General features: G+C 38.2%; 19 protein-coding genes. 7 read left to right on the top strand and 12 right to left on the bottom strand.

The genetic code is table 11. The features are described 5' to 3' along the window. Nucleotides 1-709: 709 nt before the first annotated feature. From FLM54_RS02780 to FLM54_RS02725, 12 genes are all read right to left on the bottom strand, one after another. Entirely contained in the window at nucleotides 710-1,168 is a 459-nt protein-coding gene (locus FLM54_RS02780) for a hypothetical protein (protein WP_178955029.1), read from the bottom strand. Beyond that, nucleotides 1,165-2,226, bottom strand: coding sequence for a M50 family metallopeptidase (locus tag FLM54_RS02775; protein WP_178955027.1), 1,062 nt, complete (start codon nucleotides 2,224-2,226; stop codon nucleotides 1,165-1,167). Before FLM54_RS02775 ends, FLM54_RS02780 begins: the two co-directional genes overlap by 4 nt. Before the next feature lie 17 nt (nucleotides 2,227-2,243). Next, nucleotides 2,244-2,993, bottom strand: coding sequence for a hypothetical protein (locus tag FLM54_RS02770; protein WP_178955026.1), 750 nt, complete (start codon nucleotides 2,991-2,993; stop codon nucleotides 2,244-2,246). Nucleotides 2,994-3,049: 56 nt separating this feature from the next. Next, on the bottom strand, nucleotides 3,050-3,187 hold the full coding sequence (locus FLM54_RS02765) for a hypothetical protein (RefSeq protein WP_178955024.1): 138 nt from the start codon (nucleotides 3,185-3,187) through the stop codon (nucleotides 3,050-3,052). Between the two features lie 650 nt (nucleotides 3,188-3,837). After that, complete coding sequence (locus tag FLM54_RS02760) at nucleotides 3,838-4,647, bottom strand: transposase (protein WP_256729630.1); 810 nt, start codon at nucleotides 4,645-4,647, stop codon at nucleotides 3,838-3,840. 423 nt (nucleotides 4,648-5,070) lie between these two features. Next, a complete protein-coding gene (locus tag FLM54_RS02755; protein WP_178955022.1) occupies nucleotides 5,071-5,769 on the bottom strand; it encodes a hypothetical protein in 699 nt (232 codons plus the stop codon). Between the two features lie 22 nt (nucleotides 5,770-5,791). Further along, nucleotides 5,792-6,286, bottom strand: coding sequence for a hypothetical protein (locus tag FLM54_RS02750; RefSeq protein ID WP_178955020.1), 495 nt, complete (start codon nucleotides 6,284-6,286; stop codon nucleotides 5,792-5,794). 954 nt (nucleotides 6,287-7,240) lie between these two features. Then, nucleotides 7,241-8,746 carry a TnsD family Tn7-like transposition protein gene (locus FLM54_RS02745; protein WP_178955018.1) on the bottom strand — a complete coding sequence of 502 codons (1,506 nt, stop codon included), beginning with the start codon at nucleotides 8,744-8,746 and terminating at the stop codon, nucleotides 7,241-7,243. Continuing rightward, a complete protein-coding gene (locus FLM54_RS02740; protein ID WP_138764858.1) occupies nucleotides 8,671-9,660 on the bottom strand; it encodes a TniQ family protein in 990 nt (329 codons plus the stop codon). The genes FLM54_RS02745 and FLM54_RS02740 overlap by 76 nt, the downstream gene beginning before the upstream one ends. Continuing rightward, the gene (locus FLM54_RS02735) at nucleotides 9,653-11,071 is read right to left on the bottom strand and encodes an ATP-binding protein (protein ID WP_178955016.1); all 1,419 of its coding nucleotides are present in this window, start codon (nucleotides 11,069-11,071) and stop codon (nucleotides 9,653-9,655) included. Before FLM54_RS02735 ends, FLM54_RS02740 begins: the two co-directional genes overlap by 8 nt. Before the next feature lie 12 nt (nucleotides 11,072-11,083). Then, nucleotides 11,084-13,282 (bottom strand): DDE-type integrase/transposase/recombinase, encoded by a 2,199-nt coding sequence (locus FLM54_RS02730; protein ID WP_178955014.1) that lies wholly within the window; start codon nucleotides 13,280-13,282, stop codon nucleotides 11,084-11,086. After that, nucleotides 13,279-14,157, bottom strand: a complete 879-nt coding sequence (locus FLM54_RS02725; RefSeq protein ID WP_178955012.1) for a TnsA endonuclease N-terminal domain-containing protein — start codon at nucleotides 14,155-14,157, stop codon at nucleotides 13,279-13,281. Before FLM54_RS02725 ends, FLM54_RS02730 begins: the two co-directional genes overlap by 4 nt. A 434-nt stretch (nucleotides 14,158-14,591) precedes the next feature. Between FLM54_RS02725 and mads1 the strand changes: the two genes are divergently transcribed. Genes mads1 through FLM54_RS02690 form a run of 7 tightly spaced genes read left to right on the top strand, consistent with a single transcriptional unit; the run spans nucleotide 14,592 to nucleotide 26,022 of the window. After that, nucleotides 14,592-14,765 carry a methylation-associated defense system helix-turn-helix domain-containing protein MAD1 gene (mads1, locus tag FLM54_RS02720; RefSeq protein WP_058428373.1) on the top strand — a complete coding sequence of 58 codons (174 nt, stop codon included), beginning with the start codon at nucleotides 14,592-14,594 and terminating at the stop codon, nucleotides 14,763-14,765. A gap of 10 nt (nucleotides 14,766-14,775) precedes the next feature. Next, nucleotides 14,776-15,684: a restriction endonuclease gene (locus FLM54_RS02715; RefSeq protein ID WP_178955009.1), complete on the top strand. Its 909-nt coding sequence runs from the start codon at nucleotides 14,776-14,778 to the stop codon at nucleotides 15,682-15,684. 3 nt (nucleotides 15,685-15,687) lie between these two features. Then, nucleotides 15,688-18,189 carry an N-6 DNA methylase gene (locus FLM54_RS02710; protein WP_178955007.1) on the top strand — a complete coding sequence of 834 codons (2,502 nt, stop codon included), beginning with the start codon at nucleotides 15,688-15,690 and terminating at the stop codon, nucleotides 18,187-18,189. A 5-nt stretch (nucleotides 18,190-18,194) separates the two neighbouring features. Next, nucleotides 18,195-20,705, top strand: a complete 2,511-nt coding sequence (locus FLM54_RS02705; RefSeq protein ID WP_178955005.1) for a class I SAM-dependent DNA methyltransferase — start codon at nucleotides 18,195-18,197, stop codon at nucleotides 20,703-20,705. Continuing rightward, a complete protein-coding gene (locus tag FLM54_RS02700) occupies nucleotides 20,698-21,984 on the top strand; it encodes a restriction endonuclease subunit S (protein WP_178955003.1) in 1,287 nt (428 codons plus the stop codon). Before FLM54_RS02705 ends, FLM54_RS02700 begins: the two co-directional genes overlap by 8 nt. 28 nt (nucleotides 21,985-22,012) lie before the next feature. After that, nucleotides 22,013-25,333, top strand: a complete 3,321-nt coding sequence (locus FLM54_RS02695) for a type I restriction endonuclease subunit R (protein ID WP_178955001.1) — start codon at nucleotides 22,013-22,015, stop codon at nucleotides 25,331-25,333. Continuing rightward, nucleotides 25,330-26,022 carry a M48 family metallopeptidase gene (locus FLM54_RS02690; protein ID WP_178955000.1) on the top strand — a complete coding sequence of 231 codons (693 nt, stop codon included), beginning with the start codon at nucleotides 25,330-25,332 and terminating at the stop codon, nucleotides 26,020-26,022. Before FLM54_RS02695 ends, FLM54_RS02690 begins: the two co-directional genes overlap by 4 nt. The last annotated feature ends 30 nt before the right edge of the window (nucleotides 26,023-26,052 follow it).

Raw genomic sequence — 26,052 nt, 5'->3', positions numbered from 1 at the left:
GAAATATAGAACCGTAGTGCAATGCTCCGCTACCAGCAGTTATGATATTTAATGAGTAAAAACGATTTCCATCATCTAGAACATCCTCTACCAACCGAGTTTTTTTATCTTTTATAGCTATTAAAATTGGTAATATTATAAAAAAGAAAAGACCCGCAGATGTAAGAAACAGAGTTAAAAACCACAACTTAATAGGCTCCATTACTTTTCAACAACCTCATATATTAACTCGCCTGCAACCCCTCCAGAATAACCTCCAGCTTCGCTGCCTCAACCCTATCAGCGCAATTCCAACATACCCAACTCTTTTCAGGTTTTTGCCCATGTTGGCTACAGTTTTATAGTCTTGAAATTAGTAACGGGATTTCGATTCGCAAGTGGTTGTGACTGGTCATTAAACAGAACAATACACATAAATATTAAACGAAGGCTTGCTCAATATAATGTAAAAAAGACTTAAAGCCATCATCATTCAAAAAGGTGTTTGCATGCCCTCTTCCACGATTAATTACGTGATAAAACGCATTTTCATACTCTATTCGTAGCGGCCTAGATATAGCGATTCACTCAAAAAGCTGTAAACTATAAATCTAGACCTTTGATGTCTGAAGTCAAGACTTGACCCCTTTGGTTTTAATCGTCGCAGTACAGCCAGAAATAAAAACCAAACCCGAAAAGAAAAATATTTTACGAATACCCATAATTCTCTCTAATCAGACTGACTAACTGAAAAGCTAATAGAATAAGCAGCCTTGGCAGGATAGAAATTAAACCCGAGTGATTTTTTGAACTTACTGGTATTTTCGATCGTATTACTCGATGAGAGAGGCTTATGTATTTGCATCCCCAAAAAAGGCTTTATTTGTTCACTGAAGTTTTGATATTCAAAATCAATCCCTGTGTAAACCCCATATATAGATTGACTTTCAGGGCCTTGCTCAGAGAAAGTTAAACCAATGTTATAATCCGCTTTCCAAAATTCACTGAGTTCAACTTGGTATGAAACCCCTAAGCCGTGCTCAAAAAACGAATCAATATCAAAGGAATTGCCATTAACCGTACTTTTATAGCCTTCAATGTATGACATGGATAGGTCAAGTTTATATGGCTCTTCTGCGTTTGATGCAAATGAGCAAATTAAACATAAAAATAATAATGAATCCCTCACATTTCCCCCTCGCTTTCTCTTTGAGAAAGGTATTTATATAAACCGACTACAATATACATACTAACCAAAAGCTGCCTAAAAATATCAAATGCAGGCTGATCTAAAACTGCAATTCCCTCAATGACAACATTCGAGTAAAAATGCCATCCAGTAAGAAGGACCACATAACTTATGTATCCAATTCCAAGTACCAAAAATAACCTAAAAGTAAAATAATGAATCCTTTTTTTCCTCTCCCTGGCTGAGAACATTTCTTTGTATATCCAATAGCCATCGTTTTTTACAAAAGGAACCAAATTAAAGAAAATTTGTATCGCTAGCATGTAAAAAAGTAAAACTAGCGCAACCTCTCCTAACCAAAAATAAAATGGTAAAACCAATAGAGGAAAGAAGATAATTTGATATAAAACGCCCGCAAAGAGTACTTTTAATTTTTTATTTTTGTCTATAAGTAATGCAGCATCTCTAACATCCGAAAAAAATGCTGGAAAGCAATAGTTAAATGTGACACCAATTGGAGCTTCTTTACCATGGTATTTATAGAGCAAAGAACTATGACCCAACTCGTGAATAATGCCAGAAGTAAATATATACAGCATAAGCATAATTAAAATATCATACCCCATACCAACTGACGCTGAAGGTATGGCAGTAAGTATATTATTAGTGTCATAAAGGTAAAAAGAGATACTTAATATCAACACTAGGTAAGGAATCAATAGTCTTGCGTAACTAAATAAACTGAAGAATTTTAGTGCAAAGCTTAAAGGTCGCTCTTTTAACAGAACAAACCCTTCAACTTCCTCTCCAGTACTCTCACTGATATGCTCTATCTCACTGGCTTTATAAATCACACCTTTTTTATGTAAATCATAAATATACTCAGCTTTGAGCATATTGGAAATTTCACCAGTATTAGAAGAATGCTTTTCTAGTAATGTAAAAATGTCTTTTGGGATATGGAAATATCTGTCTTGAATCGTTTTTATTGATACAACGTGGCCATTATCTAATTTTTCCTTGTAATTAAATATGTAACTCTCATCTAATGTATTCACTATGGCAGACCCTTACGCTATTTAAATTCACACATTCGTTCTAATTCATTAACCCGCTCAAAGTTTTTGAAGTCATTACCTAACAACTTTACATATTCATCTACAACTTCACCATGGCTATTAATTTCAGCTAGTCCAATAGACATTTTTTTATAATCATTACTTATTTGAGGTAGTATTAAAGATGGTTTTTGTTTTAACATCGAGGCGATACGCATGTACCCCAAACGATGCTTAATTTTGCCAAAATGAGTATCAAACATCTTATAATTTTTATCGTCACTACCGGCTGGTAAATCGACCAATATAAAAATACATTTTCCAGCTTTTTTTGCTTTGAGTACTTTTTTCACAAACAAGCCTGATTCATCAATAACAATTGGTTCTAATTCTGAACCAAAGGCATGCGCACATTTTACTACAAGTCCTAAATCAATACTCTGTGAAGTCAGAATGAAAGCCGCGCCACTGAAATTAAATTTTTTTACAAAGTAAAGGGGAACAGAGAAATAAGGGCCATAATGAAACAAAAAAAATATATTTTTATTTTCGACTTCGACATTGTCTTCGAAGCTTACATCGCAATTTAAATAGAATTGACTTTCTGGTCCATTAATTAAAAAGTCGGCATGTAATTTTCTGTAAGCTAGCCAATGGGAAAATTCTTTATCAAGTTGAGATTCAATTAGATTGCTGCTACAAACCTGCTTTGCAATACCATAAAACCTAGCTTTTTCTTGTTGATATCTTGATTCTTTATTATTCATTAGATTCGCAACAAAGAGAGAAGTAATACTTCTCTCTTTTTATTTTAAAAGCTCAATTAGAAAGGTGTTGAGCAGCCAACGCCAATTTCCCAATCGTGATCTACATGTGATTCAACTTCTTGAATTTCATCTAGCTGTAGTTCTTCGTTGTTTTCTACTGGAAGTTGTTGAATGTTTTCCATTTTATTTTCCATTTTATTTTCCTTTTAATAAAGTTGATGATTTTGAAGCATCTCTTGTACCTCTAAAGTTACATTAACCTCACGGAAGCATTATTGCAACATAAAATTAACCAAAACCGTGAAAAATTAGAAACGAAAAGCAAAATCCCTTACAAACCATTGATTTAAAAGGAGAAAACACATAAAAAGCCACAAGAGTCACCCATTAGGAAGTTCCGGTCAAGCAGGCAGCTGTGCTTTCTTGATCTTTTTATTCAAAAAACCAAGTGTTGTTACTTTTTAAACCGAAGGAACCGAATGGGGTCTGGAACCGAATGGGGTCAAATCTTGACTTCAACCGAATGAACCAAATGGGGTCAGAACCAAATGAGAACCAAATGGGGTCATGAGAACCAAATGGGGTCACCAAATGGGGTCAAGTCTTGACTTCAACCGAATGAACCAAATGGGGTCAGAACCAAATGCAACCAAATGTGCAACCAAATGAACCAAATGGGGTCAAGTCTTGACTTCAGACATCAAACAATCTTGCAACTTGTACAATTGTAATTTAACCTTTCTATCTTCAACCATTAATGTATTCAACCTACCGACAGCTTTCGATATTGCCGAATAGTGTTCAACATTAAAAACATCTGCTAAAGCCTGCAAATTTAATCCTATTAAATCTTGGCATAATTTAATAGCAAACCAGCGTGGTAAATTTTCTCTTTTCGCCCCTTTTTAACCGCTATAATCTCATCAACTTCAACATTAAAGTATTGAGCTAAGTAAGCTATAACATCATCTGCTGAGTGCTTTTTACTAACAAGCTTACTTTCACTATCTGACTTGGCAATATAGTCTTTTATGTTTTCAATAAAGTCCTCACAACCCAAAACCGACAATAACTTTTTAGCACCATAAAAAGAGCTTATTTCTTTGTTGTTTTCATATTCCACAAACTGCTTATAAGCTGCATATTTACGCTTTTTGCCTTGCAACGAAAATATAAAGTCTCGAACAAGCCATTTAGGCGTTACTCCCCTTCTAATGAAAGCTGGATAGCTAGACCACTTATATTTAACAAGCTCTTCTACCAAAGGGCTACTCGTTTCAATTGGGTTACGGTGAATGTACCGACTAACATGCAATAAATAGTTATCTGCATCCACAAGTATCGCTTTGTAGCGCCCTCTAAACAACGCACCATCCGTATTATGTGTTCGATTAAAGTATTGGGTATAAAGGCCATTAATATGCTTCATGGCTCGGCCTAAATTTGCATCAGGGGTTTTGATTAGCAAGTGGTAATGATTGGTCATTAAGCAATATGAATGCACTTCAATATTAAAGCGAAGGCTTGCTTGCTCAATGCAATATAAAAAATATTTAAAGTCGTCATCACTCAAAAAGGTATTTTCACGCCCTCTTCCGCGATTCATCACATGATAAAACGCATTCTCATACTCTATTCGCAGCGGCCTAGACATAGCGATTCACTCAATAAGCTGTAAACTATAAATCTAGACCTTTGATGTCTGAAGTCAAGATTTGACCCCTTTCGTTTTTAAAGTTCAATGTGATTGTTGAATATAGTTTGCAACTGGCACATATTATAACTCAATAAGTTAGGTTGGGCTTTTTTCAAATAAAAAATGCAACTAAAACACAAAATCTCATTATCAATGAGCTTAACTTTTTAAATAGAGTTTGCAACCAGAAATAGGATATATCATTTCAATTAATAATGTGTTTGCTCAACGCGTAAGTTTAGATTAAATGCAATCAAGCCTGAGTGTCATATACGTTGTTAAAAGCGGACAGAAGTAACACATATATTTTGAGGGCTTTGTGTTCAAGAACGAACATGAAAATCTCTAACACCGCATATTTTCTGGTTTAACAGTGCGTGACTATGACCACTTAGTTAATTCGCCTAGAAACGCACAATGTAAATTATTTAAATAGTCAATTGCTTTATCTAAAGCGCTTCTCACATGTTCAATTGGATTGGGATTAAGATCGTAAGTAGCTACAATATTGTCATTGGAATCTAACATTACTGAGCACTTGATAGGAGAATCCGTTGTTGGGTGAAACTTTTCCAAATTTTCACCAAGGTCTATAGGTTGAACTGTGGCTTTCTTCAAATCTTGCCGCCTATTTGTAGCTTCAGGATATCTGAAATATGTGCTTGTTGGATCAAAACCACTTATAAGGTTTATTTGCGCTGTTAATTCTGTATCTATTGTCCAGTCAGTTGTTTTTGGGAGTAAATCGCTACAGTCGTTAAAAATCAATAAAAAATAGCTGTATAGGTCCGCCAAATTATGAGTATTGGAAAGCAACTTCCACTTCCCATTTACGCAAATAGCAGGTTTTTCTAAACTGAAACCTTCTCCAAAAGGGATGTTATATTTTTTATGTAATATATAAATTAGCGATTTCAAGTACAACTCAATAGCATGTCGCTGAACATAACAAGTAGGCGAGACTAACTCTTTGCTATTTTCATTTTTTTGTAATGCTTTAGCTGCGTCTCTAAAGTGCCGTGCCGAAATTCCTAGGCCTTTGTCAAAATGTTGCTCTGGTGGGGTTACCAATATGTTCACAATTTCACTCTCAATTAGCTTGTTATATGCATGAAAGAAATGGCCAACCAAAGTTTAAGCGCCATACTCGTTCCAAATCTCTTTGTAATTCAGAAAATGAATTATTAATACCATATATAGGATTTTTACAATCACACACAACAAACTTAACTCTAAAGTCTTTCTCATTTAAGCAACGAGTTAAAGCTAGCTTTCCGGTTTGTCCATCTGTATTTGTAAAAGCAGCTGACACTCGAGCTTTTAAATCAGTGCCTTTGCCATTATAAACACACCAGTATTCTTCACCACTTTGCTTGATAACCCACTTTGAATCTTGATGAACCTTAGCCATTAACGATAAATCAACATGAACAGGGTTAGTAGGAGTCGGAGCCTCAATAAATCTGTCTAGAGGTAACTTAGTAAAAATCCAATAAAACCCGGAAGATTTAGTTGGAATTTCCCTCTTAGCCTCTTTCAATGTATATAGGTTTTGAGAATCCAAAAGCTTATTAATTTTTATTACTTTATCTAGCACAACACTTCCAGCAAGAGATTAATTCAGTTCAATTTATTTTCGGTTAGATTCTTCCACTTTTCTAATGAATCCGTTTCTATTTCACACTTTGACTTGTTTTACCACTTATCCTAAACAATTACTATTACAGCGCTTTACTGTAAACTCCTATTTTACAATCCAATATCAATGTTCAATGATATTTACACAATTAAACATTTAGAATAACCCTTGATATCTCTATGCTGCGAGCCTCTTAAATCAGGTTTAGTGAAAGTTAAGATGACGTTTTTAGTATTAAATCTAGCTTTAATCCAGTACACCGAAGACCTACCTGTCTAAATATTTGGAATTTGGGAACAAAATACTAACTTGTCATATTACTGATTTCTTTAAAATGTCTTCCGTCTCAGCACTCCTGCGGACTTATAGTTCTGTCTAGCCAATACCCTGAGTAACTAACAAAAATATCATCAAGGCAGGCCTCAAAAAGTAAGTTATCAATAATGTCCATAGACATATGGTTTTCTCTCAGATCAAATCTCATTAAGGCTTCATCCTGATCGCAAACAAGGCTTCATTACAGTATTTAACCAAATTAAGGCTTCACTCTAATCGTAAACAAGGCTTCATTGCAGTACTTAACTGAATTAAGGCTTCACTCTAATCGTAAACAAGGCTTCATTACAGTACTTAACCGGATTAAGGCTTCATCCTGATCCCGAACAAAGCTTCATTACAGTATTTAACCAAATTAAGGCTTCATCCTGATCGCGAACAAAGCTTCATTACAGTATTTAACCAAATTAAGGCTTCATCCTGATCGCAAACAAGGCTTCATTATAGTATTTAACCGAATTAAGGCTTCATCCTGATCACGAACAAGGCTTCATTATAGTATTTAACCGGATTAAGGCTTCATCCTGATCGCGAACAAGGCTTCATTACAGTATTTAACCAAATTAAGGCTTCATCCTAATACCCTCTACGTCTATTTCTTGGTATTGCAGACGGTAAAGTTTCATACAGCCATTCCTTATCATGTTTAAAAAGCCACGTGTAAGAACTTCTACATAATGCTTGAATCTCTCCACGAGTAGGCGCTTTTGTTCTATCCAAACATTCATGTAATATTGAGCGATGCGTGTTGCGTTGCTTTTCAAATCGAAGCTGGATACGTAATTCTTTAATATCAGGAAACTGAGTCAATAACTGTTCAACAGCACTTTGCGAGCATTCCATCTCTTTGGCAATTGAAGTTGTAAGTTCGCCAGTTCTTAGCCTAGAAAGAATTTGCTTACGCTCTGTCGCAAATAAGAACTGTGCTCTACGGTGTATTCGTATGTTATTTTGCATAGCTATAGATTTAGCATACCCCACACTAACATTTGCTCGCTTAGCAGCTTGACGCATACTCATACCATTTCTTAACTGCTTTAAAAGTAAATCTGTTTTTTCTGGATTAACTCGTTCAAACGCATCATTAATTAAATGATCTGGCCTCACGTTTAATTGATTCGGATTAGAGCAACACTTCAAAAACTCTGACAAACTGCCAAATAAATGCTGTATCACGAGTAGGTGTTTTAATGAGTGAAACTGTGCGTGGGATTGATAAATAAAGTTTGATGGGTAGCTATTGCTTTTACTCCCCCCAAAAACCGCATCAAAAAGCCCTTTAGGCAACTCATTTACCCAGTACTCCTTAAGGCTTGTTTGCCATTTTTCTTGCCTGACAGACCCATAATTACATACGAGATTATTCGCATTTAACCCATGTAAATAAACCCTTCTCAAAACATCTGAATCAATGGATTCTAAATTTAAAGACCAGAGTGCATACGCATCTTGAGCAAGTCTTGCCTGCTTTAGGCTTGCCTGTGTTAAACCTTTGCCCTCACTTACAACCTGAGGCGGCAATACGAGCAATTTCCTTTCACGTTTTATTGCTTCTAGCTTTATTAAATGAAATGGACAGTAGTTAATCCAAGGTAATTGATGGGCAACATGCCAATACGCCACACCTACGTTTTTGATGTCTTGGGCGGCACACTGCGGGCAATAACATAGGACTGTCGGTTCTGGTATTCGATTAGCCAGTAGCGAGAATTGACTGTACGCATCAGTGCATGCTCCCTCAAGCATTTTAGTAAAAGCTTCTTGGAAGACATCACTTTGTATAAAAGGCTTAAAAAATGGCAAAACTGTGTGTTTTACGATTAATTCGTCAATGCCCACGCTCACACTTTCTGAAACTGGAACAATAAAAGATGGGAATATGGATGTTAATTGCTGGCCAGTATACCCCAACCTAACCAGCAAAAAGTCATGATCCGTAGCTAAACCGCTTATTAGCCCTGCTCTAGCGAGCCAACTGTAAATAGTCTCGTTGGGTAGCAGCGCACTTAAGCTGCAATTTCTAACGAAGGCCATTCTACCGCCAAAAAGCGCAGCCACATCAATACAAACAATGGATGCCACCCATTTACGTTTCGTAACGCCTTTTCGAGACTTAACGTTTTGTAATTGATTACAACTTCAGGCTCATGAAAAAAACGTTCAAAGCCATGTTCAAAAAACCACGCTACAAAGTCTTGCTGAAGTCTCGCTGCCACAAATACTTGCTCTCGTATTCTCCCTCCGTTTAAATTAGAAAAGCCACTTTGAATACCTCGTTTCATTACGTGTTCAAAGTATGGTTTAGAAAGCATTCCAGGTGAATTTAATAAATCCATACTCGCTTGCTGTACCCATGTAATATGCCCATTTAAATCTACGTAACTTGCCCTATGAATAGCACCACATTTAGTACATTTATTGGTGGTTGGTGGCGTCGCCATAACTCTTATATCAATGCTAGAAAATCCACAGGTATTGCAGCTTTCAAGCAATTCGCAAGCATGCTTTGAACAAGTGATCATCGAAGGTAACTGGTGTTCAACGTGCCAATAGGAAGTACCTACACGTTTTTCATCTTCAATAGCGCATAATGGGCACCATCGCCAAGCTAAAGAAAACGACAATGTTCTGCATAATGGAGCCGATAAGGATGGTACTTGCTCAATAAATTCGCAGCGTTTCCAAAGGCCTCCTTTCCTGATCCGCTTATTAATGATCTTATCAACATCACGAAAATGCATCGAAGGTGAATAATAAGGAAACAATGAGTGTTTTCTTAACAGATATTCTCTGCTTATACTCCCCTCATACGCATTCGCAGCAACATCAATTAACGGATGATAGATTCGTTGATTGCTCAAAGAGCCATCCTCTGAAAGCATGCGCTCAAACACCAGCTTAGGGTTACTACTATCTAAAAGGGTTGCCTTACGAGACACCACTCCCGCAAAGTGCTCGCCATCAAAAGGGGTAGGCATGAAGGATATATTAGTCATCAGATCCCTCCTCAATGAAATTGAGCATATCTTTAGAATCAATATCCATACACACTCGAGGTATACCTAATGGGTCTGGCACCACGTCAGGTAATAACTTTTGTACTTTTTTGCGCTCAGCTTTTGCAGCTAACTTTACTTCTTCGTTTGTTAAAACATGCTCTTTTTGATCCAGTTTGTTCACACCCTCATCAAACTGTTGAATATTTCCCGCTCTGAGATTATCTAAAGCGCCAGCAATCAAAGAGAATTGATTGTTATACGTCTTATGTAACCTTCCCACGTCACCCGTGCGATATGCATCGGCTTTATCGGGGTATTTATTCTTCAACATTGCAATTGACTCATGATGCAGTATCGCCAACCTCGTCATCATTGCAGGCAGACCACACGTTAAATAACAAAAAACTTGTTTGAACTGCTTATCTGGCATTTCGCTACTCTTGCAAAATGATTCAGGGAACAATGCATCAAAGAGAGAGTTAAAAAACTTACTCTTTACCCCGTACAAAGAAAACTGATATTCACGGTTGGTCAATAATCTGCGTGTGATCGTAAAATCTGGGCTTTTAGTGTCAGATAAAAACATCTCCCTACCAGATGTTGTTGATGAAAGAACAATAGGAATACCCATTTTGTTAAACAAAGCTTCAATCGTAGTGAAGGATGGCGCATTTTTACTATTTTTGTATTTCAACATGAACTGCAATTCATCAATATGAGCCAACCCCAAATGATGTGCCACAGCAATTGACTGCATTTGACTTAAGTGGCGTTCTACAGAGTAATGTGATTTATCTTTCCACTGTTCATAAAAATCTGTATCAAGGGCTTCATCAACAGCGTTAAAAAAATTGAGCGCCAACCCCTTGGTTGATGGAGTCGATGGCATATCAAGCGATATCCAAACGAGCTGATCTTGCCGGAAGATTTTGTCCTCAAACTTGTTGTGCTTGATCACTTGTGGGATCACGTTCAGAACACTGCGAATTCCTTTCGTCTTACCAACACCGCTATGACCATGAACAAATACGCTAGGCGCGGTTGTTCGAGAAATAAATTTCTCTTCTAATCGATCCCCCTTTCTAGCTGCCAAGGCGATTGCCATTTGCAATTTGTTAGTTTCCGCAGAATGTGGCGTGTACTTAGAATATCCATCTAAAATAAGCCCTACAAACTTGTTATACATTCCATATAAGTATGGCGCTGGAACGTGAACCTTTTCTAACCGCTCTAGAAATACCTGCTGATATACAGCTGGTATATTAGTTAAGCTCTTTTCAAAAGTAGGTTTGAAAGTAAGCTTTTTATTCAGCTCGTCTTCGTGCGCTATTACTTCAATAGCCTCGGTAAGAGGATTTCCATTTAAGCTATCAAGCGGGTGTTTTCGATATATCGCTTCTTTTTTCAAAAGATTACTCCCTTAATCTCCATACAATTCGTCGTCTAAGTCATCCATGACGGCGGGCTTCATTGACTCTAAGTCGGTTCCAGTACCAAATGTATTATCCAACTGTTGATTCGCTTGAGTTCTTAGCACAAGCTTCTGAATTTGTTGACGAGCTTTAATGCCTGGTTGGATAGATTTATGTTTATTTTTAGGTGCGAGCGAGCGCTCAGCCTCCTGTTGCGCAGTAGTAAGATCAGTAACAGAATCCCAATATGAACGTGTGATCAGAGCATTTTGCTTATGCTCGTGAAGCATATCTTTTTCTTGCTCCATCAAGTGCATTACCTGCTCCCAATGCTGACTTGCTAAAGGATTTTCGTTATTGATATTTTTAAGGCGTAACTTAACGATCTGACCATCGTCGGTTTCATGTAACAGCTCATTGATATTGTCGTACATCCTTTTGACTAATATGTTGAATGTGCCATGATGCCTAGCTCTAGCATAGCCACCACTAGATTTGAAATAGGGGTGATGGTATTCGACCCCTTCAAAACGTATACTGCTAGAAGTTACCGTCGCACGCTCTTCAGGCAAAAATGCCCACCGAATTTTAGCTTCACTTACTCCAGAGTTTAATCGCCCGACCTTTTCCATGTCTTCTAAGCTATTTAAAAAAATCGCTTTCGGCGTAAAGTCCGCACCATTTACAAGGCCTTTGAAGTTAAGTCGCTTGAGACGATCTGCTGAATTGTTGTGGTAGCAAATTTCTGCGATTAACACTTGCATTAATGAGTCATAATCGTACAACGCATTATTAGATGCATGGCTATCTTCACGTTTTGGTAACTCTGCTAATGCACCAGGAATAAACTTAATAACTTGATCATTAACAGTACCAAATTTGCGCTCAACCACTCCTTTAGCATCACCGCGATAAATAGCCATAAACGCAACATCTTCAATACCAATTCTCGCGTTTAAAAGAGCATCAATGAAGGTTTTCCTATATTCAGGTCCATTGTCTATTGCTAATTCAATTGGCACATGTTTAGCGGGCCAATCATTTTTATCAAGAAGAACGCCAAAACGTTTAGCAAATTCAACTTTATCTAAACATGCATTTGCCAAAGCCTGAGATACTCCTTGCCAATTGGGGCCATCAAACCCCAAATACATCCCAACAATCATTGTTGAATAAACATCGACTACGAGATATAAAACAGGACGCCCCATTGAATAGCGCTTACTTGTATCAAAAGGATAACGCACGTAACAATCAAGAATGGTTGCATCGACTTCATAGCGCTGTGTGGCGCCAAGTACCCCATCAAAAGACTTGCCTTGTCTATCCTCAAAGTCTTTAGCGAAGTTAACATCTCCATGTTTCAAACGAAGAAGTGATGCTTTATCAATAATTTTTTTAAAGTGATAGCGAAACATGCCATCACTGATTCGATCTTCCTCAGGAAATGGGTGAAAGATATGTTGGGTACCTAATGTCGTCTCTCTTTCGATTACATAGCGTTCAAATGTCCTGTGATATAGCCGATAAGCAAACGCAATAGAAAAGTTAACGTGATTAGATTTGATAAAAGCAGCAGTTTTTTTAATGTTTAATTTATCAACATCATTTACACACCGTGCGTTTGAACGAACTTTCACTTTACCGTTCTTACCGTTTGGACCACGCTTAATCTGGGAGTCACTCAAGTCTTTAACATAACGGTAGTTTGAGCCACATTGCATCAAGCCAAATGGCAACAATGAATTTTTGGTACAGCCAAAAATGATGTATCGATTGATCGCAGAATGAAATGATGCTTTCCCTTTCCACTTATCCTTTCCGAGAAGTGGCTTTATCTCAGCCGCTAGCCCCTTACCATACAAGTACTGCTCAATTTTATCGGGACTAACAAGACTTTCGATTTTCCTAAATTTATAGTCACGTTTATCAAGCCAGGCACCTTTCCCCATTTCAGTAGCAATCCAGTCATCACTTCTAGTCATAACAACCGGGTAGTCAAAACGCTCTACTTTTAATGAGTGGCTAGTTATATGTGCCAATACATCATCCATACGCCATGCTTCAGGTTTAGAAAGGTTCTTTTTTGGGTCAAAACCATTTAGATCATACAAAGCAGTATACTGTCGACCAAAACTAACGTGACAAACAAGAAGATCAATATTCTTTTTCTCGTTAGTCAGGCGCGTACCCATTTTTAGCATCATAAGGTAAGCTCCACAGGACGATGGAACTGTAACGTATTGCTATGCCTAAGCGGAAGAAAATGCTTGAGTACACTAAATTGAAAAAGCCGAATAACTTGCTCATCAGAGCAATTTAACTGTTGCCTTGTATGTAACAGTAAAAACTCAAGTGGTTTCATGAAGTACCTTTGCCATACGTGGCAAAAAGTAAACACGAATATTCTAACCAACTCATCCTCAAAGCTCATAAATCCACCAGGCTCACAGAACCTGATGTTATTGAACTCTTCCTTGGTAGCATCTAATTCAGTGACAATTCGATACTTGGTGCCACGGCGTCGCCAATACTCTCGTTCAATAGCAAATTTCTGCCAAGTTCGAGCATTCTTGCGCTGTAGCACCTTTCTTTCTTCGCCTTTTATCGAGCCCTCCAGCTCAACCCCTTCTTCATCCACCACGTAAATTTGAGAGGCATATTTAAAGCTATATGCCGTCGTTATTATGCGACTCGGGTTTTCTAGGTCTTGATGTTGAACCAAAAAATCTGTTGTCATCACATATGCCTCCGAGGTCTCCCAATTGCGTGGGTGAATTAAATTACCCGCGACTGCAATATTTAAAGTTTCATTTAAATCGAGTGCATACTGCTCAAATACACGCTTAGTACCTCTGGCCCAAATCAATTTTTTGTACATCCGTAATTCACCATCACTCAACAAATGAGCATGACGCTTCTGTACATTGCAAAAGATCCAATGCCTACGGCCATATTGATTTACAGCTTTTACCGTTAAATACGGTCGATAACTCTCCGTTGTTAAACTTTGTATGTCACGCTTCCACCGGTTTAACTTTTCCATAACTTTTGGTGTAGTGGTAACCTCTTTTAATTTCATATGCATCCTGCAATTGATTCATTCGGGAATAATATCTTGCCTGTAGATCAAACTTTGATCAACCCACCTAAAAACCATAACCACATGAAAAACAACATTTTTGTGTTGCAACAGCAACCTTGAACAACATCAGAATTGTGCAAGTGAAAATTGAATTAAATCAACGGAATATTTTTGTCTAAAAATAAGTTTTTGAATTGGAAATGGAAACAATAATTTTGTTGTGAGGTATTTTGGGGCTTTAAAAATTGAAATATTTCAACGCAAGATAAACAAATATTTTTAAGGCATGATCAAAATTAAATAAATATTTTATAAAATAATTTTTAACAGCTCAAAAATACAACAAAATAACAAAATAAGATCGATTGCGATCAATTGCTAATTCCTCAATTTTCTCATACTATCAATTTGTTCACATACAGAGATTAAACATGGCCGATGATATTTTGACCATTCAAGAGGTCGCTACGTACTTAAAGCTAAATGAAAAGACGGCATACCGTCTTGCAAGTGAAGGCAAATTACCCGGCTTTAAGGTGGGTGGTAGTTGGCGCTTTAAACGCGTAGATTTAGAGCAATGGATTGAAGAACAAAAACAAAAATAAGGAATGTTATATGATCCCAAGTTATCAAGAATTCATGCGCCCCTTTCTCAAAATTGCTCATCAAGCTGATGGCAAAGAAGTTAGGTTACGCGATGTGATAAATCAGTTAGCTGATAAGTTCTGTTTATCTGAAGCTGAACGTGAAGAGACACTGCCAAGCGGCAGACAATCTATTCTTGATAACCGTGTTGGTTGGGCTAGGACTTACCTAACCAAAGCAGGCTTGCTTGAAACCACACGACGAGCACATTTTGTGATCACCGCTCGTGGTATATCAGCTTTGCAAGATCCCAGTGTTAAAATTGACAATGACTATCTCAAGCAATTTGATGAATTTGTCGCATTTAAACAAAAGACAAATGAATCTGATACGCCTAGTGTTGATGTAGAATCAGACATTACCCCTGATGAAGCACTAAGAGTCGCCTACAAAAAGATTAACGATGCTCTAGCACAAGATATCCTCGATAGAACCCGTAAAGTCACCCCCGCTTTTTTTGAAGACCTATTAATTGAGCTACTCGTCGCCATGGGTTATGGCGGAACAGGTGAAGGTGCAGCCCATGCACTAGGTAAAACCGGCGACAATGGTGTAGATGGGGTTATAGACCAAGATCCACTGGGTGTTGATCAAATATACATCCAAGCCAAACGTTATGCCAAAGGTAACAATGTGGGCGCTGGTGATATTCGTGACTTCTTTGGTGCATTAAATCTTAAAAAAGCGCAGAAAGGTATTTTTATTACTACTTCTGAGTTCACCGCATCAGCCATCGAGACAGCACAAAATTTAGGTACTCGCATTGTACTTATCAACGGCACTGAATTAGCGAAGCTCATGCTGCGATACAACATCGGCAGCCGTGACGAACAGGTATTGCACCTGAAAAAGATTGACGAAGAATTTTTTGAAGGCTGATAAGTGAAAATAACTCAAGCTGAATTGGAAAGCCACCTTTTTAAAGCTACAGATCTAATTCGTGGTAGAGCTGATGCCTACGATGTTAAAGAATACATCTTCGGTATGCTGTTTTTAAAGCGCTGCAACGATACATTTCAAGCACGCCAAGAAGAAGTCATAAAAGAACAATTGTTAAATGGCAAATGCCTTGAAGGTGCTAAGGAGATTTCAGAAAGCAAGCTGTGGTACAAAAACTCATTTTATGTACCACAGACATCTCGCTGGAACTATCTAATCAATCACGCTCATAAAAATATAGGCAACTGCCTAAATGAAGCGCTTGGAGGATTAGAGCAAGGTAATAGCTCACTACAAGATGTCTTAGAATATATAGACTTCAATCGTAACGTTGGGAAAAAGCCATTTACAGATGGCCAACTACGTGAGTTTATCAATCACTTCGACCAGTTGAATTTTGCTGATAATAATTTAGAAAATGGTGATGTATTAGGCGAAGCTTTTGAATCGTTATTAGGCTATTTTGCTGAAAGTGCTGGAAAAAAAGCTGGAGAATTTTATACACCGAGAGCAATAGTTAAATTACTGGTTAAGCTGGCTAACCCTGAAAATAATACCTCTATCTACGATCCCTTCTGTGGCTCTGCTAGCATGCTTGTTGAAGCAAAAAAGCACATAGCCAGCAAGACAGGTGACAATGTTAATTTAGATCTTTATGGACAAGAAGTTGCTGGAGTAACCTGGTCTATTGCTAAAATGAACCTGCTCTTTTCAGGTGTTCCATTAAGCCATCTCACTAATGACGACACATTAGAAAGCCCAGCTCATATAAATAGCGATGGAAAGTTGGCACAATTTGATACAGTACTATCGATCCCTCCTTTTTCTTGTAACTTTGGCACCCGAGGGCAGAGTTTAAAAGACGATTTTAAATATCCTGAAAGGTTTAAATATGGTTCAGTGCCATTAGGCTCTAAAAAAGCTGATTTAATGTTTTTACAGCATATGCTTGCTACTTGTAAAGCGAACGGGAAGGTAGTTTCCGTTGTTCCTTTTGGAGCTCTTTTCAGGAGTTCAGATGAAAAACAAATTCGCTCTGGTATGGTTGAAGATGACCTATTAGAAGCTGTCATAGCTCTACCATCAGGGCTGTTTTATGGTACAGGTATACCAGCGGCTATTTTAGTCCTTAATAAAAACAAACCGGAAGAGAGAAAACAACAGACTTTATTTGTTGATGCTTCACATGACTATACTGAAGTTCGCTACGCGAACCGGTTACGTCCAGAAGATATCCAAAAAATGACTAGTACATACCTTTCTTACGCGACTGAAGGAAGTTATTCAAAACTAGTTCAAACAGAAGAGATTCGTGATAATGATTATGATCTTAGTGTAAGGGGCTATGTTGATAATTCACCTGTTTTAAGAAGAATAAATGAACTCAATGCACATTATCAAGCCTTTAAAGAATATACTTTTTCCTCTAACCGTAAAAACTGCGCAGTAAAATCCATTAACTCTCCTTCTGATAGTCCTCGTTCAAATACCGTAGTTATTAGTAAAATGGCAAGAGGTACAAAACAGTGTATTGAACACGATGAGATAGGTACTAGAAACAAGTCGAATTTCTTCGAAATTCAGTTTGATGAAAATATAGTTTCAAGCGCATATGTAAAATTATTTTTTGAATCTGAACTTGGCAAATTAACACTATCCCATTTACCTCGTGGTACGACGATGCCTATGTTAAATAGGCAGGATCTTGAGAGTTTAACAATATTCATTCCATCAAAAAACGAACAAAATAGAATTATCGACTTGGCCAGGAAGTTAGATGTGGCGAGAGAGCAACTTACCACATATAAAAGTGACTTACTTACAAAGCCAGCACTTTACCAAGAGGTTGAATCTAGAACGGATGATTTCGTTTATGAACTATCTACGCTAGATGAAGTGAGCAGAGTAAAACAACTCATTAAAATAAATGAAACGCAACGCATTGAGTTTAAAAAAACATTTTTCGTAAATGTCGATGACTTGGGTGGAAAATTCAAGAAGGGTGACAAAGATCACAAGAAAAAATGTAAAGCAGAACAATATAAAATTGCTAAAAACATAGCTACATTTCTAAACACTGATGGCGGGACTTTATTAATTGGTGTTACAGATGATAGCCAAGTCAGTGGTGTCGAACTGGAAATGCAACACATTAAAGAGGTAAAAGCGGAGGCCTACATTAAGCGTCTATCCCAAGATGTAGCCAATTTGCTCGGTGAAAGAAATAATAAGTGGATAGAATACTCATCTGTAGAGATAACTAATAAAACTATTATCGTGGTTGACTGCAAACAAGCAACTAAACCTGTATTAATCCCCACTAAAACTAAAGAAGGTGCTATTCTCAGCGACCCAACAGATTTTATTATTAGACGCGGTACTGCATCTGTAACTCTGAACGGTTATGAACTGTTAGAATACATTGATTCACATTTTAAGAAGTAAAAATAATGCCATTAACCCTATCCCAACTAGAAAGACATCTTTTTAATGCCGCCGACATACTGCGTGGCAAGATGGATGCGTCAGAATTTAAAGAATACATTTTTGGCATGCTGTTTTTAAAGCGCTGTTCAGATATCTTTGAAGAGCGCCGTGAAGAAGTTATCAAGCAGCAGCTTGCAAAAGGTAAAAGCCAAGCAGAAGCTGAAGAAATTGCCGAAACCAAAATGTGGTACAAAAAGACTTTCTATGTACCTCCGACTTCACGCTGGGATCACCTAGTCAATGAAGCTCATAAAAATGTGGGTAATTTCTTAAATGAAGCGCTTGGTGGTTTAGAGCAAGGTAATAGCTCACTTCAAGACGTATTAGAGTACATCGACTTTAACCGTAAAATTGGTAAAAGTGCGATGCCAGATCGCAAGCTACGTGAACTAATCACCCATTTCAATAAACACAGGTTGCGTAACCAAGATTTTGAATTCCCTGATCTACTAGGTGCAGCATATGAGTATTTAATTGGTGATTTTGCTGACTCTGCGGGTAAAAAAGGCGGAGAATTCTATACGCCTCGTTCAGTAGTGCGCTTAATGGTGAGATTAATGAAACCTGAACAAACCCATAAAGTATACGATCCTTGTTGTGGTTCTGGCGGTATGCTCATTGCGTCAAAAGAATATATCGATGAACAAGGTGGTGATGGTTACCGTCTCGATTGTTACGGTCAAGAAGCGGCTGGTACAGTTTGGTCTATTGCCAAAATGAATATGTTGCTGCACGGCTTAACAACCAATAGCTTGGAGAATGACGATACTTTAGAGCATCCACGCCATAAAACTAGTGATGGTAAATTAATTCAGTTTGATCGTATTCTCACTAACCCACCGTTTTCTATTAGCTTTGGTACTAAAGAAACCGATGAAGATGGGCAGTTAGTTTACCAGCCAAATCATCCAGAACGTTTTAAATATGGGCAAGTTCCATTAGGTGCAAAAAAAGCTGATTTAATGTTTGTTCAGCATATGCTTGCAGTCTGTGCTGAAGGTGGCCGAGTGGCGACTGTTTTACCACATGGTGTGTTATTCCGTGGTGGTGAAGAGCAAGGCATTCGAGCTGGTATTATTGAAGATGACTTGCTTGAAGCTGTTGTTGGCCTGCCACCTAACTTGTTTTACGGAACAGGTATTCCAGCTTGTATCATGATATTTAGACAGCAAGTGGCTGAAGGAGCTCATCAAGTTAGTGGTAAACCCGAACACATGCAAGGCAAGGTCTTATTTATTAATGCTGACAGAGAATATTTTGAAGGCCGAGCACAAAACTACTTAATGCCTGAACATATTGAGCGCATTGCGTCAATATTTGAAGCCTATGAAACTAATGAGCTAAAACAAGATATTCCTGGCCTTGCTGCCATTGTTAGTAATGATAAATTAGGCGAGGAAGGCTATAAGCTAAACATTCGCCGTTATGCTGATAACTCACCATCGCCAGAGCCTCATGATGTAAAAGCACATTTATTAGGCGGTATTCCTGATAGTGAAATAAACAGTAAAAAAGCGTTATTTGATACTCAAGGCTTAAAACCTGAAGATATTTTTACCCCTAAAGCTGGTCAAAACGGCTATCAAGAATTCACATCTGTTATTGATACTAAACAAGCTATTAAAACCACTGTGAATGAAAACACCCATGTTATTGCCCAAGAGCAAGCCATGCGTGATGCCTTTGATACCTGGTGGAGTAACCACAAACTCAGTATTACCGCCCTTGCCAAAAACAAAGAATATGCAGCATTGCGCAAAGAGTTAATCAACAGTTTTACTGAGAGCTTAAAGCCTATCGGCATGCTAAGTGATGCCCAGGTGAGCGGTATGATAGCGGCATTTTGGTATCAACAGCGCTATGACTTTTTAACCTTAATTGCACGTGACTCTAAAGGCGTAGTTGATGCTTGGCGTACTAGTATTATTACTGCAATGGAAGACGGAAAAAGTAAATCAGACCCACTAGAGCACAAGCTTGTTCGCTTTTTATTAGATGGTTTTTTATCTGAGTTGCAAAATTTACAGCAGCAAAAAACAGAGCTAGATGGTTCTATTAAAGTATTATCGGCCAAATTACCTAAAGATGATGACGATAGCGATGAAGGTGATAGTACTGAAATACTATCAGCTGAAGAAGTTGCTAGTATTGAAAAGCAAATTAAAGCCCAGAAATCGCAGCGAACGAAAGTCACCAAAAGCTTAAAGGCAAAAACAGAAGCCTTTGAAAGTGAGCTAAATACCAAGGTTGATGAATTAGGCTCAGACGATGCGGCCAAGTTGATTCTTAATATTCTCTATCAAGATATGTTAACAATCGTTGAGCGTTACCTTGCCACCGAGCGTCAACAACTCATCGCTACCATCGAAAACTGGTGGGAGAAATATCAAGTTACTTTGACTCAAATAGAGTCCTCGCGAAATAAATCTGCCAAAGCACTTAATGATTATTTGTCGGGGTTAGGTTATGTCTAATAAGTTATTTTTTGAGACTCAGCCTCTTTCTAGTGTATTTCGAATAAACACATTAAGTGTTATGCCTAATGCACAGCCGCATGCACTGTGGCATCACCATAGTATTCCTGCTTTTGATGAAACAGGTAGGCCAATTCTCGAACTTGGAGGCAATATTGAGAGTAATAAAACTGAGATTTATAACCCCTGTGTTTTAGTTTCAAAGCTAAATCCTAGAAAATCTCGTGTATCTTTAGTTTTTCCTATAGAGGGCGATAACCATTGCTGCTCAACTGAGTTTATTTGCTATACCCCTATTGATGACAATACAGTCTTAGCTTTTTGGAAGCATTTTTTTGGTAGTAGTTATTTCAAGAAAAAACTAACTAAAATAGCCATTGGTTCTACTAACAGTCATACGCGTGCATCACCTAAAGAAACTTTAGGGTGGGATGTTCCTATTGTTACTAAAAAAGAAAGTCAAAAAATTGCTGATATTTTAGATACTTTAGATAATCAAATCCGCGAAACTGAAGCTATGATTGCTAAGTTACAACAAGTAAAGCAAGGCATGTTACATGATATGTTAACTCGCGGTATTGATGGAAGCGGAGAGCTCCGTCCTAGTTATAAGGACTCCCCCGAATTATATAAATCTTCTGAGTTAGGTTGGATTCCTAAGGACTGGAAAGTTGGCTCTATTGAGTCTTTTTTGGAAAATATTATTGATTATCGGGGAAAAACTCCGACTAAAGTTGATTTAGGCATTAGGTTGATTACGGCCAAGAATGTACGAAAAGGTTTTATTCAAGAAGATCCTAAAGAGTTTATAGCAGAGCAAGATTATGACTTATGGATGACCCGTGGCATTCCTGAAGAAAAAGATATTCTTTTTACGACTGAAGCACCACTAGGTATGGTTGCTCAAATAGGAACAACAGAAAAACTTGCTTTTGCTCAGCGTTTAATTATTTTACAAGCTAAAAGTAATATTGATTCAAGATTTCTTAAACAAAGGCTCTTATCAGAACAGTTTCAAAATGGAGTCTTAAAGAAGGCCTCTGGGAGTACAGCTCTAGGTATTAAGCAAAGTGAATTTAGAAAAGTTGTTACTTGCTTTCCCGATACAAAAGATGAACAAGAGGCTATTTCAGAAAGAGTTGAGACATTAGAAGAAAATATACTTAATTTCAAAATTGAGTTGGAAAAATTAACGATCAAAAAAGCTGGTCTAATGGATGATCTGCTTACGGGTAAAATCCGCGTTACCGATTTGATTAACCAACAACAGGCCAGCTAAAAGTAGCTTTATTAAAGGAATGAATGATATGGGTCCGGAGTATTTACTATCAGAATTACCATTGATTAAACAGCTTCAAGCGCAAGGCTGGCAGTATATTGAAGGCAGTTTAGATGATGCTAGTGTTACTGGCCGAGATAGCTTTGCTGAAGTATTGCAAACCCAAACATTACGCGAACAACTGGTAAAGGTTAACTTGCGTACCCAAGCTAGCGGTGAGCAAGTTGAATGGCTTGATGAACAGCGCGTTAACCAAGCTATATCGGCTATTAGTCGTGTTGCCGCTTCTAAGTTAATGGAGGCCAACCAAAAAGCATCTGAGTTGTTAACTAATGGCATTATTGTTGATGGCTTGCCTGATTGGGATGGTGGCCGTGCCCGTAGTATTCATTTTATTGATTGGGATACGCCAGAAAATAATACCTTCACGGTAATTAACCAGTTTAAGGTGAAATGTCCTCCCGGGCATGACACCAGCAAAAAACATATTATTCCTGATTTAGTATTATTGGTTAACGGTATTCCGTTAGTCGTTATTGAATGTAAAAATCCAGATAGTGCCGAGCCTATGGCTGCGGCGATTAATCAGCTTCGCCGTTATTCCAACCAACGTTTTGCTGGCGGTGAAGTAGAAGATAATGAAGGTGCTCCTCAGTTATTTAATACCAACCAGTTAATGATTGCCGCCAGTTTTGAGCAATGTTTAGTGGGCACTATTGGCGCAAGAGCTGAGTTTTATAAACCTTGGAAAACTATTGCTACACAGAGTGAGCCTAAGCGTTGTGAAAAAGCACTCGCTAAAGAGCTAGGTGTTTCAGGCCTGTCAGCGCAACAGCGATTAGTGGCTGGTATGTTAATGCCTGAATCTCTGTTAGATATTATTCGCCACTTTATTTTGTTTGTGCATCAAGGTGGGCAAACCATCAAGATGGTCTGTCGTTATCAGCAATATCGTGGTGTAGTGCGTTCTGTTCAGCGCTTATTATCGGGTAAAACTCGTAAACAAGATGGTGAATACGATAGGCGTGGTGGTATCGTGTGGCATACCCAAGGCTCGGGTAAGTCATTAACTATGATGTTTCTGATCCGAAAACTACGTACAGATATTGCCTTACGCCGCTTTAAAGTGGTAATAGTTACCGACAGAAAAGACCTACAAAAACAACTTTCCAGTACAGCCTCTTTAACCGATGAAATGGTCTCGGTTGCTAACAATAATAGATCCCTTAAAAACCTATTAAAGCAAGATGGTCCCGGCATCGTATTTGCGATGATCCAAAAATATCGTGAGTCACAAACCAAAGCAGCTGACCCTTTTGAATTGCTCAATGCCAGTGAAGATATCTTGGTAATGGTGGATGAAGCGCATCGTACACAATCGGGTGATTTACACGCTAACTTGCTTTCAGGTATTCCTAACTGTGCTCGTATCGGCTTTACGGGTACGCCAATCATTATGGGTGAGAAAAAACGCACCCATGAAGTGTTTGGTGAGTTTATTGATAAGTACACCATTAAAGAAGCCGAGGCTGATGGCGCGACAGTACCTATTTTATATGAAGGTCGCACGGTAAATGGTGCAGTAAAAGATGGCTCTAGCTTAGATGAGTTATTTGAAGACTTTTTTAGCGATAAAAGTGAAGAAGAACTCGAAGCCATTAAAAAGAAGTATGCGACTAAAGGTAATGTATTAGAAGCCACACTGCTAATTGAAGAAAAAGCAGCAGATATGCTGCGTCACTATGTCACCAATATTTTACCTAATGGCTATAAAGCACAAGTGGTGGCATATAGTCGTTTAGCTGCTGTGCGCTATTACAAAGCCTTTATAGATGCGCGTGATAAGTTGCTGTTTGATGCTGAGCGCTTACCTGAAGAGTTAAAGGGTTGTGATAACGAAACCCTTTGTCGTAAGTCTCCTAAAGTACAGGCGTTGATCCAAGCATGGCGTTATAAAAGTGTATTAGCCAGAATGGAATTTTCCACCATTATCTCGTCTGATAATAACGATGGGCCAGAATGGGCTGAGCATACAGATAGAGCCAAACAAGACAAAGCTATTGAACGTTTCAAAAAGCCTTTACTGAATAAAGAACTAGGTGCTGAAGCTGAGCAAACTGAGGCCGGTACAGATCCGCTTTCGTTCTTAATTGTTAAATCAATGCTGTTAACAGGCTTTGATGCACCAATTGAAGGTGTGATGTATTTAGATCGCTCAATTCGTGAAGCGGAATTATTACAAACAATTGCTAGGGTTAACCGTACGGGATATGGCAAGCAGTTTGGTATTGTGGTGGACTATTATGGTGTTGCGAATCACCTTAAAGCTGCATTAGCAGCTTATAGTGACGAAGATGTTGAAGGCGCGTTACGCAGTTTAAAAGACGAAGTTCCAGCCCTTAGAGAGCGTCATATTCGAGCCGTCGATATATTCCGCAGTAAAGGAATAGAATCGCTTGATGATATTGAATCTTGCGTACAATTGCTTAGCACGGAACGATTACGCCAAGAGTTTTCAGTAAAATTAAAAGCCTTCTTACAAAGCTTAGAACAAGTATTACCACGCCCTGAAGGCTTACCTTTTGCTGGCGATGCTAAAGCACTGGCGATGATACAAAACCGTGCAAGAATGCGTTATCGCGATAGTATGGTGATAGGTAAAGATGTTGGTGCTAAGGTTCGTACTTTAATTGACGAACATATTATTTCACTGGGTAGTGACCCTAAAGTAGCGCCAGTAAACTTAACAGATGCACATTTTGAAAAAAGTATAGATGAAGTGCGTGAGCAAGTTGCAACTTATTGTGCTGACCCAGAAGAACAGAAAAAAGCAGTCGCGTCAGATATGGAGCACGCAATAAAGAGTCACATAACTAAACATCTTGATGAAGACCCTATTTACTATGTGAAACTTAGTGACTACCTAAAACAGATTCTCGAAGACTTAGCTGGCCAATGGGATGAATTGATCAAAGCGCTACAAAGCATTATTGATGAAGTGCGTTCTGGCTCTACCAAGCATGAAGAAGGTTTGCCTGACATCCCTGAGCATTACCTTCCGTTTTATCGCATGTTAAAAGTGGCAGTAAGTGGTGAGGACAAACCTGATTTAGCCTTAGAAGCCCAACTAATAGAGCTTACTGAAAAATTGGTTGCCCATATTCAAGATAAGATCACCACCACTAGTTTTTGGGAACCTCATCGTTTAGGTTTACAAGAAGAGTTAGAGCAGTATTTATTTGAAACTCTGTATGAATCTGAGCTACTTGACTTTGATCATATAGAACCTTTGGTTGATAAGCTTAGAGAGCTTGCTAAAGCCAATAGCTATAAATTAGAGGCTGTATGACCTTAACTATTGAAGACCTAGTTATACCTGTTAAACACAGTGCTGGTCGTAAAACGATGCAGTTAACCGTGGATAGAGATAGCAGCTTATTGCTTACCGCACCTCCATTTGTACAAACCGATGTACTTGAAGATTTTGTGCGCTCTAAGCTTAGCTGGATTTATCAAAAGCTTGCTGAAAAATCCTTAATGCATAAAACCGTGCGTCAAAAACAGTTTGTGCAAGGAGAAGGCTTTTTATATTTAGGCAGAAGTTATCGCTTAAACTTAGTTGATGAACAAGAACAGCCACTCAAGTTTTATCATGGCCGTTTTCATTTATCAAAAAGCAATATTGAGGGTGCCCGAAAGCTATTCATCGATTGGTATGTAGCAAAAGGTTTGAAGTGGTTAGAAGCAAAAGCTAACGAATTTAGAAATCGTTTAAGTGTTGAGTTCTCAGCAGTAAAAGTACGTGACCTAGGTTATCGTTGGGGGTCTTGTGGTAAAAATCAGACACTTTATTTCCATTGGAAGACTATATTACTCCCCGCAAAAATTGCTGAATATGTTGTTGTGCATGAGCTTTCCCACTTGATTGAACCAAGCCACTCCTCTGATTTTTGGTTATGTGTAGAACGTGCAATGCCCGACTATAAAGAGCGAAAAAAGTGGTTGGCTGAGCATGGTATGGATGTTGAGGGTTTATAAGCCTCAATACGATACAACCATTCTGGTGTT

Source organism: Pseudoalteromonas sp. Scap25 (assembly GCF_013394125.1).
Classification (GTDB): domain Bacteria; phylum Pseudomonadota; class Gammaproteobacteria; order Enterobacterales; family Alteromonadaceae; genus Pseudoalteromonas.
This window is presented reverse-complemented; position numbering and strand designations above follow the sequence as displayed.